The following is a 13,435-nucleotide window of genomic DNA, read 5'->3' on the forward strand; positions in this document are numbered from 1 at the left end:
ATGGCTGTGAAATTAAATATCAAAAACGGTGTAGTCGACCTAGCAATGGGAGCTGGTGGTAAAGCTATGCATCATTTAATCGAGCAGATGATTAAAAAAAGCTTTGATAGTCAATATCTAGCTCAAGCAGAAGATCAAGCTGTATTACCACAAATAAATGGCAAAATTGCCATAACAACAGATAGCTATGTTATCACGCCATATTTCTTTAGAGGTGGCAATATAGGTAGTCTTGCAATTCACGGTACAGTCAATGATCTAGTAGTTGGTGGAGCTAAACCACTCTATATATCTGTAGGGCTTATTTTGGAAGAAGGTCTACCTCTAAAAGATCTAAAAATAATCCTAGACTCTATGGCTGAAGCTGCCAAAAAAGCTAATGTCCAAATAGTAACTGGAGATACTAAAGTTGTCGAGAAAGGTAAAGGTGATGGCATCTTTATCAATACAACTGGAGTTGGTGTAGTTCGTGATGATTTTGTCACTAGAGATGCTCTTGAAGATGGTGACGAGATCATCATAAATGGTACTCTTGGAGATCATGGTGTTGCTGTGATGTCACAACGAGCAGGTCTTGATTTTGAATGTCAAATAGTGAGTGATGCAACATCTTTAGACAGCTTAGTTGATTCAATCTATGACAATAAATGTCAAATAAAAACAATGCGTGATCCTACTCGTGGTGGAGTTGGTGCAACCCTTAATGAATGGGCTAACCAACATAATGTCGCTATCGAGATAGATGAAGCAAATCTACCGGTATCTACTGAAGTTCAATCTGCATGTGAGCTTCTTGGTTTAGATCCATTATATATTGCCAATGAAGGCAAAATTTTAATCGCTTGTAAGCCTAGTCAGACTCAAAAGGTTTTAGACTGCTTAAGGGGTCATCCATTAGGAGAAAATGCCCAAGTGATAGCAACCGTAAGAAAAAGCGAGCAATCTCAAGTCTTTATGAAAACCACATTTGATGGCAAAAGACGTGTAGATTGGTTAAGTGGTGAGCAATTACCAAGAATATGTTAAGGAGAGTAATATGAGTCAGTTTTATTTCTTAAAACATGATGATCTAGATAGAATGATTTCTTACTTCTCAGGGCAAGGCTATGAAGTTATGGCGCCAGCAGTTAGAGATAAATCTATTGTTTATGACAACATAAACAATGCAAGTGAGCTTCCATGGGGTTATGTAGATATACAAGAGCCGGCAAAATATGAAGTCATCAAAACAGATGCAAAAAAAGCTTTTGGTTGGAGTGTACCAGTTCAGTCTGTTAAGCCGATGCTTTTTGAAGAGAAAGAAACTCTATGGAAAGTCTCTCGTGATGAGAATGGCAGATTAGCATTCAATCAAAGTTTGAACAACAAAAAGTATGCTGTACTAGGTGTTAGACCTTGTGATCTAAGAGCTATTGAGATTCAAGATAGAGTGTTTGTTGAAAATGCTTATCAAGATGTTCGTTATAAAGCTAGAAGAGAAGCTATGTTTATCGTAGCTGCTAATTGTACTACAGCTCACAGTAACTGTTTTTGTATAGCTCTAGGTGATAAGCCAGAAGCTGATAAAGGTTTTGATTTAGCGATGACAGAGATTGAGAATGGTTTTGTAATCGAGATAGGTAGTGATAAAGGTAGACAAGCAATATTAGCTCTACAACTAGATCCTGCAACTGGTGCGCAAACATACCAAGCTGAGCAAAAAGTAAAAGCTGTATATGGTATGCAAGAGAAAACTCTACCACCGATAGCTCAAGTAGAAAAAGCTCTAACAAGCTCTTATGACCATCCGCAATGGGATGATGTTGCAGCTCGTTGCCTATCTTGTGGTAGCTGTACTCAATCATGTCCTACCTGTTTCTGCCATACAGAAAAAGAAGAGCCGAGTTTAGATGGTAAAGAGAGTGAACATACGCGTGAATGGGATTCATGTTTTGGATTAGATCATAGCTATACTCATGGCGAACTATACCGTGAAGAACCAAAACATAGATATCGCCAATGGCTAACACACAAGTTTGGTACTTGGAGAGAACAGTTCAAAACTAAAGGTTGTGTTGGTTGTGGTCGTTGTATCACATGGTGCCCTGTGAAAATTGATGTTACAGAAGAAATTAACGCTATTTGTGAGGAGAAATAATTATGATATACCCACAAGATGCTTATTTACCACATGAAGCAGAGATAGTTGAATTTATCAAAGATGCTGATGATATTTTTACCTTGCGTTTACGCTTTGTAGACGAAGAGTTACGCAAAAATTATAAATTCCACCCAGGTCAGTTTAATATGCTGTACTTATATGGTGTTGGTGAAGTTGCAATATCTATTGTTAATGATAGAAATTTTGCCGATGATATCTTTGAGCATACAATCCAAGTAGTTGGTCGTATAACTAAGGGCATGGACAAACTAAAAACTGGTAAAACTATAGGTGTTAGAGGTCCGTTTGGTAGCTCTTGGCCTGTAGAACAAGCTAAAGGTAAAGATGTTGTAATTATGACTGGCGGTCTTGGTAATGCTCCTCTAGTTGCTGCAACAGAAGAAATCCTAAAAGATAGAGATGCTTATGGCAAAGTCTATGTAGTACAAGGTATTCGCGATACTTCTGGCCTTATTTATCAAGATAAATACACTCGTTGGAACAACCAACCAAATACACAAGTACTTTTAGCAGCTACAGCTGGTGAGCCTCATGGTCCATGGAAATGGTATGATGGTTTTGTAACTGCAGCAATTCCGGATCTTGATATTGATCACAAAAATACTGTAGTTATGACTGTTGGTCCTGAGATTATGATGAAAAATGTTGCTAAAGAATTTGCTAAGGTTGGCGTACCAGAAGAGCAAATTTTTGTCAGCTTAGAGCGTAGCATGAAGTGTGCTATCGGACATTGCGGTCATTGCCAAATGGGCAAAGAGTTTGTCTGTAAAGATGGTGCTGTATATGCTTATCCAGCTGTTAAAAAACTATTAGAAATAAAAGGAGTATAGTTATGTCAGCTCAAGATAAATTAAAAAATTTAGCTCCTCGACCAAAAATTGCCGTGCATAAATTTAGCTCATGCGATGGTTGCCAACTAGCTCTAATCAATGATGCTGTATCATTACTTACATTAGCTGAAATGGTTGATATTGTTCACTTTGCAGAAGCTGGTCCTCTAGATGAGTTTGCTGATGTTGATATTGCATTTATCGAAGGTAGTGTAAACACTCATCATGATATTCCACGCCTACAAAAAATTAGAGAAAAAGCAAAGTATGTAGTGGCTATCGGTGCTTGTGCCGTAGCTGGTGGTATTCAAGCTCTAAGAAACTATACAAATGCTGCCGAGCTCCTAGAATGGCAAAAAGCTGTATACCCTCAAGATACAGATGTGATTATCAAAGAAGATTTATCTACAGCAAAAGCTATCAAAGAGTATGTAAATGTAGATTTTGAAATCTCTGGTTGTCCTATAACTACGGAGCAAATACTCAAAGCTATCCGCCAATTACTATTTGGTGTAGAGCCTGAGAAAGTTGTTGATCCAGTTTGTACAAGCTGTAAGCATGCTGGTGTTACTTGTGTAATGGTGGCAAAAGATGAGCCATGCTTGGGTCCTGTAACAGCAGATGGTTGCGGTGCAATCTGTCCAAAACTTGGACGTGGTTGTTATGGTTGTTTTGGTGCATCAAAATATGCCAATCTAGGTGCAATGACAACTAGATTAAAAGAACTTGGTTTATCAGACAAACAAATCCAAGATAAATATAGATTTATCAGTAGCCAAGATGAAGTATTTAAAAAGGCTGGAGTATAATTATGAGTAGAGAAACAGTTATTGAAGTGCCTATTTTAGCCCGTGTTGAAGGTGAAGGTGCTTTAGATTTAAGAATTAAAGATGGCAAAATAGATAAGTGTGAGCTAAGAATCTATGAACCACCGCGTTATTTTGAAAAATTCCTCGAAGGTAGAGAACCAAATGCAATTATCGATGCTGTAGCTCGTATCTGCGGTATCTGCCCTCTTGCATATCAAGCAGGCTTCTCAAGAGCTTATGAAACTGCTTTTGATATCACTAGAACTCAATGGATTGATGATATGCGTCTATTGATGTTTTTGGGTGAATGGATTGAGTCGCATTATCTACATGTACATTTATTAGCGGCACCTGACTTCTTAGGTTATAGATCAGCTATCGAGATGGCAAAAGATTACCCTAAAGAAGTTGTCCGAGGTGTTAAATTACAACATTTAGGTAATGATATCCTTAAACTACTAGGTGGTAGATCTGTTCATCCTAATGGTATGAAAGTTGGTGGCTTCTACAAAGCTCCTTTGGTAAAAGAAGTACATGCACTGATTCCTAAGCTAAAAGATGCCCTAAAAGAAGCTAAAGATGTGGTTGAGTGGGTATCTACACTATCATTCCCAGATACTACTATTCCGTTTAAGATGGTTAGCTTATCACATCCTACTGAATATCCTGTATTTGGTGATGATGTGATTACTAGTGATGGTGAGAAATTCCATATTAGTGAGTATGATGATCATTTCAGAGAGTTCCATGCTCCACAATCTACAGCGCTACACTCTACAACTGTTGATGGTCAGCCAATACTTTTAGGTCCTCTGCCAAGAATCAACCTAAACTTCGACAAACTACCTAAGCATATCCAAGAAATGGCACATGCTACTGGTGTTAAATGGCCAAGTAAAAATATGTTCCACTCTGTAGTTGCTAGAGCTATCGAAGGCTACTGGGCGATAGAAAGAGCGTTACAAGTATGTGAAAACTACTCATATACAGATACTCCATGTGTTGACTATACTATCAAAACTGCCGATGCTTGGGGTGCTGTAGAAGCTCCGCGTGGTATTCAGATAGATCATATCAAGGTTAATGATCAAGGTTTAGCTGAGAAAATAAGAATATCAGCACCTACATCACAAAACTTACCTTGTATTGAGGCTGATCTGCGTATAGCTTTAGAAAACTTTGGTTTAGATAAGCCAGAAGATGAGCTAAGACTACATGCTGAGATGGTTATTCGTAACTATGATCCTTGTATATCTTGTTCTGCACATTTCTTAACATTGAATATTGATAGAGATTAAACACAATCAATCATCCTATGACACATATTTTTTTAATTTAGCTATAAATTTCTAATTTAAGAAACAAAATTAGTTAAAATAAGTAGCGAAATATTAACTATGTTCATAATTTAAGGAACTAATATGAGAAAAAATATAACTATTTTCTCTGTACTAATCTTAGCGTTACTATTATTCCTAGCAACCCAAGATCTCAAAATGCTTAGCATGATTGGCATTGCCTTTATGCTAGGTCTTAGACATGGCTTTGATGCTGATCATATTGTAGCTATAGATAATGTAACTAGACAACTAATAACTCAAAATAGAGCGAGTTTCAAAACTGGTTTATTTTTTGCTTTAGGTCACTCTACAATTGTCTTCTTGCTTACTCTACTTATAGTTATCGGCTTTAGTTTTGCAAGTATTGAGAAAACTAGTGCTTTGGATATTGGTGCATTTTTTGGAACTATTGTATCGGCTGTATTTTTGCTACTAACAGGGACTATGAGTCTTCTCTCTCTAAAGAAAATGCTCAAAAATAAAACCAGTATGGCTCACGATCATACATCAAATTCTGTATTGGCAAAACTTTTTAGACCTATAATCAAAGTTATAGATAGACCATATAAAATGTATTTTGTAGGCTTTCTATTTGGTTTAGGCTTTGATACCGCGACTGAGATAGCTCTATTGGGCATGGCTGCTGCTAATGTACTAGATGGTTTATCTATTTGGTATATTATGTTGCTACCTATCTCATTTGCTCTAGGGATGATTATAGTTGACTCTATAGATGCTGGATTAATGTCAAAAGTTCTAAGCTTTAACTCAAAAGAGCATAGATTTTATCGTTATAACATTATAATACTATGTATTGTGATAGTAGCTGCTTATATCGTTGCATTAGTTGAATTGTTAGGTTTATTAAATACAAATATAGCTACAATTAATCTAGTTACAGACTTTGTTGATGATTATTCATCTACTATTGGCTTAAGCTTAGTAGCTATTTTCTCTGTATTTTTTGTATTTAAGTTTGTAAATATATACTCAAAAAGAAGAATAAAATAATACCTTACTGGACAGCACAATGTGCTATCCCTACAGAATTTTATTTATCATAAAAGGTAAAAAATGAAACAAAAAACTCTAATTCTTGGTATAGGATCACCTTTTGCAGATGATCAATTTGGTTGGTTTGTAGCCGATAAACTAGCTGAAGTTGTAAGAGAAAAAAATATCCAAAATATAACTGTAGAAAGTGCTGATAGACCAGGTTTAAATCTACTAACATTTCTAGATAGTGGATATGACAAAATTATCCTTATAGATGCGGTATATGCCAAAGTTACACCAGGTACAGAGTTTTATTTCAAAGCAAAAGACATACTTAGCTTTGGTGGTTTTCTATCCTCACATAGCGTTGGAGTTGCGCCATCTTTAGCATTAGCTGATGCTATAGGGATGGATATTAGTAATATTGAGTTTTATGGTGTAGAGGGTCAAAGAATCTTTGAAAAAGATGAAATACTCTCTGACATTGTAAGAAATGCTATAGAGTCAATGTCTAAAAATATTATAAGTAAACTAGATCTATAGTTTAGTAAACTTATAACTAAGAGCTAATATAAATTCATATAATTACTTCTGTAATAGCTTCTCAGCAGCATAAGGTGCAAAATACGTAAATATCCCACATGCACCAGCACGCTTAAACACTAGCAGAGACTCTAAAATAACTTTCTCATCTAAATCACCACAATCAACAGATTTTTTAAGCATATTATATTCGCCACTTACCTGATAAACAAAAGTTGGCAGTCTAAACTCTGATGATACTCTATAAACTATATCTAGATATGGCATACCAGGCTTGACCATAACACTATCAGCGCCTTCTGATATATCCATAGCTACTTCTCTAAGTGCTTCATCAGAGTTTGCTGGATCCATTTGATAGCCACGCTTATCGCGAAATTTTAATATTTTATCATTGCCTGTTAGGTTAGTAGTGCCTATAGCATCCCTAAATGGTCCATAAAATCCTGAAGCATACTTAGCTGCGTATGACATAATCTGCGTATCAACTAACCCCTCGTCTTCTAATGCTTGACGAATCATTCCAATACGCCCATCCATCATATCAGAAGGCGCAACGATATCACATCCTGCCTGCGCTTGAACTAGTGCTTGCTGTACTAGCACATCTACAGTCTGGTCATTCAATACCCTATGTTTATCGTCTAAAATCCCATCATGTCCGTGATCTGTGAAAGGATCTAAAGCTACATCACATATAATTCCGATATTCTTATTTTCATCTTTTGCAGCTTTTATAGCTCGACAAACAATATTTGATGGATTTACAGCCTCTGATGCTTGAGAGTCTTTCTTATGACTACTTATATTTGGAAAAAGTGCTATTGCTGGGATTCCTAACTCAGTTGCTTTTCTGACAATGGCTGGAACACTTTTTAGGCTATAACGAAATACTCCAGGCATAGACTCAATAGGAATATCTCCTTCATCATCACGATCATGTATAAATACCGGCCAAATTAAATCACTTGGCGAAAGAGTATTTTCTGCAATTAACTTTCTTGACCATTCAGTCTGTCTAGTTCGACGAAGTCTAGTTTTTGGATAACTCTCAAATGACATATTATAATAATCCCTTAAGGTTTTTAACTTTAAATATTTATCTGAGCAAATTCTAACTTGTGTTAACAACACGTTATACGAAATAGATTATCAAACTTTTGATAAAAAAGAGTTTAGATAAATATTGTCAGAATAAACTCTGAGGTGATTATAATTTATTTTTTATAAAATTGTTATCTTTGACACAAAAATACATCAGGCCTCTGTAGTAGCTGATGACAAAGAATCAAATAACTTTTGTATTGCCTCAGCAGGAATATTACGAGTTATAAAAACTAATCTAGTACGATGATCATTATCTGGCCATTCATCGAGCCATCTAACAGGATGAAAAAGATGTTGTACTCCGTGTATAACCACAGGCACCTCCTCTCCCACTATATTTATAATACCCTTAACTCGAAGCAAGTTTGGTCCTGATATAGCTGAAACTAGCTCTAGAAACAAATTAAATGCCATCAAACTAATAGGAGTATCACTAGTCATTGAAAAAGCTTGTATTTCACTACTATGGCGATTTATATTATGATGATCGTGATCGTGATCGTGGTCGTGGTCGTGGTCGTGGTCGTGGTCGTGGTCGTGGTCGTGGTTATGATGCTGATCAAACTCTTCGATTGCAAGCCACTTTAAAATTTCTTCAGATTTACTATCTGAATCATAAGTATTTAAACCTATTATTGCTGATATTACAGCACCTTTATCTGCACCATCTATTATTTGAGTTGATGGATTTATTGACCTTAATACACTTATTAGATTTTCTTGTGTTTTTTTGTCAGCTATATCTGTCTTAGAAATAACAATTCGTTCAGCCATTGCGGCTTGTTTAAGAGCTTCTTGATGTATATCTAAAGTTGAAGCCCCATTAACCGCATCAACAATAGTAATCACCCCTGCTAACTTATAATTTTGATGAAGCTCGAATGATCTCATTAATGTATGGATTATAGGTGCTGGATCTGCCAAACCTGTAGTTTCTATTACAACTCTATCGAATTCTTTCGTATCTTTGTTTGACAGTTTATTTGCTAAATTAAGTAATGTTTGAGTCAAATCTGCTCTAATAGTACAGCAGATACAGCCATTTTGGAGTTCAACGATATCTTCATCACTATGTTCAACTAAAGCATGATCTAGTCCAACTTCACCAAACTCATTAATTATTATAGCTGTTCTTGACATTCCTTCTTGTCTAAGAAGCTTAGATAAGAAAGTAGTCTTTCCACTACCTAGAAAACCTGTGATTACGATCACAGGAATAAGTTTTTGAGGAGCCATATCTTGCATTACTAATACCTAACCTTTATTGATTTTGTATCTAGACAATATAAATCTTATCAAATACTATTAAATGTTATAATATAACATATTAAGAGTTTTAAGTTAAATCTTCTTGTGTACTGAAGCTATGGTAAAATCTATTGGAAAAAACAGATCTCAATCAAAAGATAAATTAGTACTATCAGATATATACGATGATAATATTAATATCTCTATATGGCAGAGAAATATTAGTGAAAACTTAGCTATAGCTGCTAAAAATTACATTAGAGAAAGTAGCAGTACTCATACTCTACCTATAATAGTCAAACCCTTAGATGTTAAAGAACAACTAACTAAGCAGCTACCAAACTTTCCTCTGCGAAACTATTTAATTGAAGATATAACAGAGATCATCGATATGTTTTGTTATCTTTTTGATTTAGAACAAGCCGGTCTAAGATTAGCTATTATTGATAAAGCTATGTGCCCTCGTTTTCATGTTGATCATGTGCCATGTAGACTTGTAACAACTTATTCAGGTACAGGAAGCGAATGGTTATATAATGAAGAAGTTGATAGAAACTTACTAGGTAAGGTCGACAATCCTTTCTTGAATAAAAATACAAATATTCAAAAACTTAATACTGGAGATATTGCATTACTTAAAGGGGAATCTTGGATAGGCAACTCAGGCTCAGGTATAGTTCATAGATCACCAAATATTGTAGATGGAGAAAGAAGGTTACTATTAACTTTAGACTTTGCCTAAAGTAATTTGGAAACTATAGCCCCCAACTATAAGTTTTAAATATACTCCTTTTTAGTAATCTAACTTTTCACCACTTATCAGATCAGCAGGTAGTTTGACAGTCATATAAATTGCTCCACCTAATGCAAAGCCTATTGCTGCAAATGGAGCTACAAAAGCATTAACCATATCGCTATCACCTGAATGATATTCTCCATTATAGAGAATATCTTGTGTCTTTGAAGCCCCTTTGAATAAACCAAAAAAAGAACCAATTGGTGCAGTTGCCAATAAGGCTACATCTGTAACTGGTGTAACTACAAATTCATCCAAAAAACCTTTACTCTCTACTTTTGAAGGATTAGAAGGAGCATTTATCGGATCATTACTAATACCAGTATCAGCAAAGCTATAGTTTAATAGAAAGAGAAAAAAGCATATACAAAGTAATATTTTTTTTATCATAAACCTCTCCAGCGAAGCTATTTATTAAAGAAAAATAATTAAGATTTTACTTTAATATCATTTAGATAAATAGCTGATTAGATAAATATTAATCAACCGAAATTCGTTTATATTTAATCTTAGTAATAGCATCATATTTATCGCCAAGACGGCGTTTTTTGTCTTCGATATAAGCATCGTAGTTACCTTCAAACCAAACTACTTCACTATTACCCTCAAAAGCAAGCATATGAGTCGCAATACGGTTTAGGAACCATCTATCATGCGAGATAACCATAATACAACCTGGGAAGGCTAGTATAGCTTCCTCAAGTGCTCTTAAAGTCTCGACATCAAGATCATTTGTCGGTTCATCTAGTAGAATAACATTGCCACCACTTCTAAGTAGCTTCGCAAGATGGACACGGTTTCTCTCTCCACCTGATAGCTGAGAAATATATTTCTGCTGATCTGCACCTTTGAAGTTAAATCTACCTACATATTGGCGTGATGGAATAGTGAATTTACCAACTGTAATTACATCTAGACCATCTGCAATTTCTTCCCAAACAGTTTTGTTATCATCTAGAGCATCACGAGACTGATCTACATAAGCTAAATTTACAGTTTCACCGATATTTATCTCACCAGAATCAGGAGTTTCTTTACCAGTTAGCATCTTAAAGAATGTAGACTTACCAGCACCATTGGCTCCAATAATACCAACAATCGAACCTGGATACACATCCATTTCAAGACCATCTACAAGAAGCTTATCATCAAATGATTTAACAAGATCTTTGACTTTGATGACATTGTTACCTAGTCTTTCTCCAGGTGGAATATATAGCTCTTGAGTTTCATTACGTTTTTGGAACTCTTGTGAGCTTAACTCATCGAATTTTGCTAATCTAGCTTTTGATTTAGCTTGGCGACCTTTGGCATTTTGACGTACCCACTCTAACTCTTCTTTAAGCGCTTTTTGATGTGAAGATTCACGTTTCTCTTCCATCTCTAGACGTTTTTGCTTTTGCTCAAGCCATTGTGAATAGTTACCTTTAAATGGTATACCTTCTCCTCTATCAAGCTCAAGAATCCACTCCGCAACATTATCTAAGAAATATCTATCATGAGTAATTGCTACAACTGTACCTTTGTACTCAGCTAGGAACTTCTCTAACCATGCTACAGATTCAGCATCTAAGTGGTTAGTAGGCTCATCTAGAAGCAGGATATCAGGAGCAGATAATAGAAGTTTACATAAAGCAACACGACGAGCCTCACCACCAGATAGCTTAGTAACATCAGCATCCCAAGGTGGAAGACGAAGAGCTTCTGCAGCAACCTCTAGCTTACGATCAATCTCCCAAGCACCAGCGGCATCTATAGCATTTTGTAAATTACCTTGCTCTTCTAGAAGTTTAGCCATTTCATCATCTGACATTGGCTCACAAAACTTCATACTAATTTCATCAAACCTAGTAAGCATCTCTTGCAAGTGTGATAGTGCCTCTTCAACATTACCTCTTACATCTTTTGTTTCATCAAGCTTCGGTTCTTGTGGTAGATAACCAATTTTGACACCTTTACGTGGAGCTGCTTCACCAACAATCTCAGTATCAAGACCAGCCATAATTCTAAGTAGTGTTGATTTACCAGAACCATTAAGACCTAATACACCAATCTTTGCGCCATCAAAGAATGATAGTGAAATATCTTTAAGGATATATTTGTTAGGTGGCACAACTTTGCCGACCCTATGCATTGAGTATATATATTTTTCAGCCATGCAAATTATTTTTGAAAATTTTAGATAAACAGATTATAGCAGATGATTAAAATAGTTTCTTTTATAAAGCAAAAATGACTTATTTTTTTGTTTTTTACAAAACCATATTCACTATAATTTAGTTATTTTCATGATATTATCTTACGAACAATTTGACCTAATTATTGCGAGTTAGGTACTTTTATTTAAACTTTGAAATTAGAGATAAAAAAATGAAAGACTTACAACTAAAAACTATTTTTCTTTGTTCTTTAGGCATGGTTCTAGAATATTTTGATTTTATAATATATCTGAGCTTTTCTGAAGTGATTGGAGCTCATTTACTTCATAGTTCTAACTCCCAAATTATCATACTTTTAATATTTGCTTTAGGTTTTGTTACAAGACCTATTGGTGGCATTATCTTTGGACAAATTGGTGATAGAGTTGGACGCAAAAAAGTATTGGTAGCTGCTGTTCTTTTGATGACAATTGGCACATTAGGTATTGGTCTTATTCCTGATGCTTCAGTCATAGGAATATATGCTGGTTTACTATTACTTACTTTTCGTATTATGCAAGGTCTTTCTGCTGGTGGAGAGGTCAATAGTGCATTTACATACCTAAACGAAACTATCATTACTAACAAAATATATCCTATCGCAGCAATAATGATCTCTGCAGCTATAGGTGTAATGCTTGCTAAGCTACTAACGATAATACTTAATTTTATTTTCCCTGAGAATTATGCTTGGAGAATTGCTTTTATACTTGGTTCCACGCTAGGGATTGTTACTTTCTATATAAGAAAAGAGCTGCATGAGAGTCCTCTTTTTACACAATTATTACAAACTAATCAACTGACAAAAAATCCAATTATTGAGCTATTCAAACATTACAAAATGCCGTTATTAGGTTGTTTTTTGATGACTGCTAATGTTATGTCTTGTATTACATTGTTCTATTATGCTTTACCAAGCTATTTAACAAATCTATCTAGTTATAGCTCTAACAGTATGCTCAAGATTAGCATTATAGGCTTACTTATGATGTGTTTATTTGGCTTACTATCAGCATTACTAATAAAGAAAGATAGCATTCCAAAATTGGATAATTGGTTCTTACTTTTATCATCAATATTATCTATCTGGTTATGCTATGCTTTTATTCATAACTCACACTATATGGTTGCGTATTTAGTCTATAGTATTTTTTTTAGTGCTTATATTATGATTGCTCAATATAGATGTATTAATGCTCTACCTGTCAAAGTAAGATTAGTTGGTATGGGAATTGGTTATGGTTTAGGTTCTGCTGTTTTCGTTGGATTTATGCCTCTTATAACACAATCTCTTATTCTAGAGTACCACTCACTTTATGTACCTGCTTTTATTGCTATTGTTACAGCAGTATTATCTTTATTAGGTTCCCTTATTCTAAATAAAAATAGCTAAAATTTTATATATTA

Annotated in this window: 13 protein-coding genes; 9 read left to right on the top strand and 4 right to left on the bottom strand. The window is 35.1% G+C overall.

Annotation, left to right across the window (positions count from 1 at the left end; all coding sequences use genetic code 11):
- The 7 genes from hypE (at position 1) to FQ699_RS05715 (ending at position 6,679) form a co-directional block, all read left to right on the top strand.
- Positions 1–1,026, top strand: a complete 1,026-nt coding sequence (hypE, locus tag FQ699_RS05685; RefSeq protein WP_146421522.1) for a hydrogenase expression/formation protein HypE — start codon at positions 1–3, stop codon at positions 1,024–1,026.
- Between the two features lie 10 nt (positions 1,027–1,036).
- Entirely contained in the window at positions 1,037–2,137 is a 1,101-nt protein-coding gene (locus tag FQ699_RS05690; RefSeq protein ID WP_146421523.1) for a 4Fe-4S dicluster domain-containing protein, read from the top strand.
- A 2-nt stretch (positions 2,138–2,139) separates the two neighbouring features.
- Complete coding sequence (locus FQ699_RS05695; RefSeq protein WP_146421524.1) at positions 2,140–2,991, top strand: FAD/NAD(P)-binding protein; 852 nt, start codon at positions 2,140–2,142, stop codon at positions 2,989–2,991.
- Between the two features lie 2 nt (positions 2,992–2,993).
- Entirely contained in the window at positions 2,994–3,800 is an 807-nt protein-coding gene (locus tag FQ699_RS05700) for an NADH-quinone oxidoreductase subunit B family protein (RefSeq protein WP_146421525.1), read from the top strand.
- A 2-nt stretch (positions 3,801–3,802) separates the two neighbouring features.
- Positions 3,803–5,098 (top strand): Ni/Fe hydrogenase subunit alpha, encoded by a 1,296-nt coding sequence (locus FQ699_RS05705; RefSeq protein ID WP_146421526.1) that lies wholly within the window; start codon positions 3,803–3,805, stop codon positions 5,096–5,098.
- Between the two features lie 123 nt (positions 5,099–5,221).
- Positions 5,222–6,151: a HoxN/HupN/NixA family nickel/cobalt transporter gene (locus tag FQ699_RS05710; protein ID WP_146421527.1), complete on the top strand. Its 930-nt coding sequence runs from the start codon at positions 5,222–5,224 to the stop codon at positions 6,149–6,151.
- 63 nt (positions 6,152–6,214) lie between these two features.
- The gene (locus FQ699_RS05715; RefSeq protein ID WP_146421528.1) at positions 6,215–6,679 is read left to right on the top strand and encodes a hydrogenase maturation protease; all 465 of its coding nucleotides are present in this window, start codon (positions 6,215–6,217) and stop codon (positions 6,677–6,679) included.
- Between the two features lie 42 nt (positions 6,680–6,721).
- Here the strand turns inward: FQ699_RS05715 and hemB are convergent, their stop codons facing one another.
- Together hemB and FQ699_RS05725 are read right to left on the bottom strand one after the other, a co-directional pair.
- Positions 6,722–7,741, bottom strand: a complete 1,020-nt coding sequence (gene hemB / locus FQ699_RS05720; protein WP_146421529.1) for a porphobilinogen synthase — start codon at positions 7,739–7,741, stop codon at positions 6,722–6,724.
- Between the two features lie 195 nt (positions 7,742–7,936).
- Positions 7,937–9,031: a CobW family GTP-binding protein gene (locus FQ699_RS05725; protein ID WP_146421530.1), complete on the bottom strand. Its 1,095-nt coding sequence runs from the start codon at positions 9,029–9,031 to the stop codon at positions 7,937–7,939.
- A gap of 121 nt (positions 9,032–9,152) precedes the next feature.
- Between FQ699_RS05725 and FQ699_RS05730 the strand changes: the two genes are divergently transcribed.
- Positions 9,153–9,776, top strand: a complete 624-nt coding sequence (locus FQ699_RS05730; RefSeq protein WP_146421531.1) for a DUF1826 domain-containing protein — start codon at positions 9,153–9,155, stop codon at positions 9,774–9,776.
- 51 nt (positions 9,777–9,827) lie between these two features.
- Here the strand turns inward: FQ699_RS05730 and FQ699_RS05735 are convergent, their stop codons facing one another.
- Together FQ699_RS05735 and ettA are read right to left on the bottom strand one after the other, a co-directional pair.
- The gene (locus FQ699_RS05735) at positions 9,828–10,220 is read right to left on the bottom strand and encodes a hypothetical protein (RefSeq protein ID WP_146421532.1); all 393 of its coding nucleotides are present in this window, start codon (positions 10,218–10,220) and stop codon (positions 9,828–9,830) included.
- Between the two features lie 88 nt (positions 10,221–10,308).
- On the bottom strand, positions 10,309–11,988 hold the full coding sequence (ettA, locus tag FQ699_RS05740) for an energy-dependent translational throttle protein EttA (protein ID WP_013923710.1): 1,680 nt from the start codon (positions 11,986–11,988) through the stop codon (positions 10,309–10,311).
- A 212-nt stretch (positions 11,989–12,200) separates the two neighbouring features.
- Between ettA and FQ699_RS05745 the strand changes: the two genes are divergently transcribed.
- Entirely contained in the window at positions 12,201–13,421 is a 1,221-nt protein-coding gene (locus tag FQ699_RS05745) for an MFS transporter (RefSeq protein ID WP_146421533.1), read from the top strand.
- Positions 13,422–13,435: the final 14 nt, after the last annotated feature.

Origin of the sequence: Francisella salimarina (genome assembly GCF_007923265.1) — a bacterium.
In the GTDB taxonomy this organism is placed as follows: Bacteria; Pseudomonadota; Gammaproteobacteria; order Francisellales; family Francisellaceae; genus Francisella; species Francisella salimarina.

Excerpts from the sequence above, each read along its gene's own strand:
- FQ699_RS05690 (WP_146421523.1), top strand. The coding sequence starts at position 1,037 with ATGAGTCAGTTTTATTTCTTAAAACATGATGATCTAGATAGAATGATT.
- FQ699_RS05710 (WP_146421527.1), top strand. The coding sequence starts at position 5,222 with ATGAGAAAAAATATAACTATTTTCTCTGTACTAATCTTAGCGTTACTA.
- hypE (WP_146421522.1), top strand. The coding sequence starts at position 1 with ATGGCTGTGAAATTAAATATCAAAAACGGTGTAGTCGACCTAGCAATG.
- FQ699_RS05705 (WP_146421526.1), top strand. The coding sequence starts at position 3,803 with ATGAGTAGAGAAACAGTTATTGAAGTGCCTATTTTAGCCCGTGTTGAA.
- FQ699_RS05700 (WP_146421525.1), top strand. The coding sequence starts at position 2,994 with ATGTCAGCTCAAGATAAATTAAAAAATTTAGCTCCTCGACCAAAAATT.
- FQ699_RS05735 (WP_146421532.1), bottom strand. The coding sequence starts at position 10,220 with ATGATAAAAAAAATATTACTTTGTATATGCTTTTTTCTCTTTCTATTA.
- FQ699_RS05715 (WP_146421528.1), top strand. The coding sequence starts at position 6,215 with ATGAAACAAAAAACTCTAATTCTTGGTATAGGATCACCTTTTGCAGAT.
- hemB (WP_146421529.1), bottom strand. The coding sequence starts at position 7,741 with ATGTCATTTGAGAGTTATCCAAAAACTAGACTTCGTCGAACTAGACAG.
- FQ699_RS05695 (WP_146421524.1), top strand. The coding sequence starts at position 2,140 with ATGATATACCCACAAGATGCTTATTTACCACATGAAGCAGAGATAGTT.
- ettA (WP_013923710.1), bottom strand. The coding sequence starts at position 11,988 with ATGGCTGAAAAATATATATACTCAATGCATAGGGTCGGCAAAGTTGTG.
- FQ699_RS05725 (WP_146421530.1), bottom strand. The coding sequence starts at position 9,031 with ATGCAAGATATGGCTCCTCAAAAACTTATTCCTGTGATCGTAATCACA.
- FQ699_RS05745 (WP_146421533.1), top strand. The coding sequence starts at position 12,201 with ATGAAAGACTTACAACTAAAAACTATTTTTCTTTGTTCTTTAGGCATG.
- FQ699_RS05730 (WP_146421531.1), top strand. The coding sequence starts at position 9,153 with ATGGTAAAATCTATTGGAAAAAACAGATCTCAATCAAAAGATAAATTA.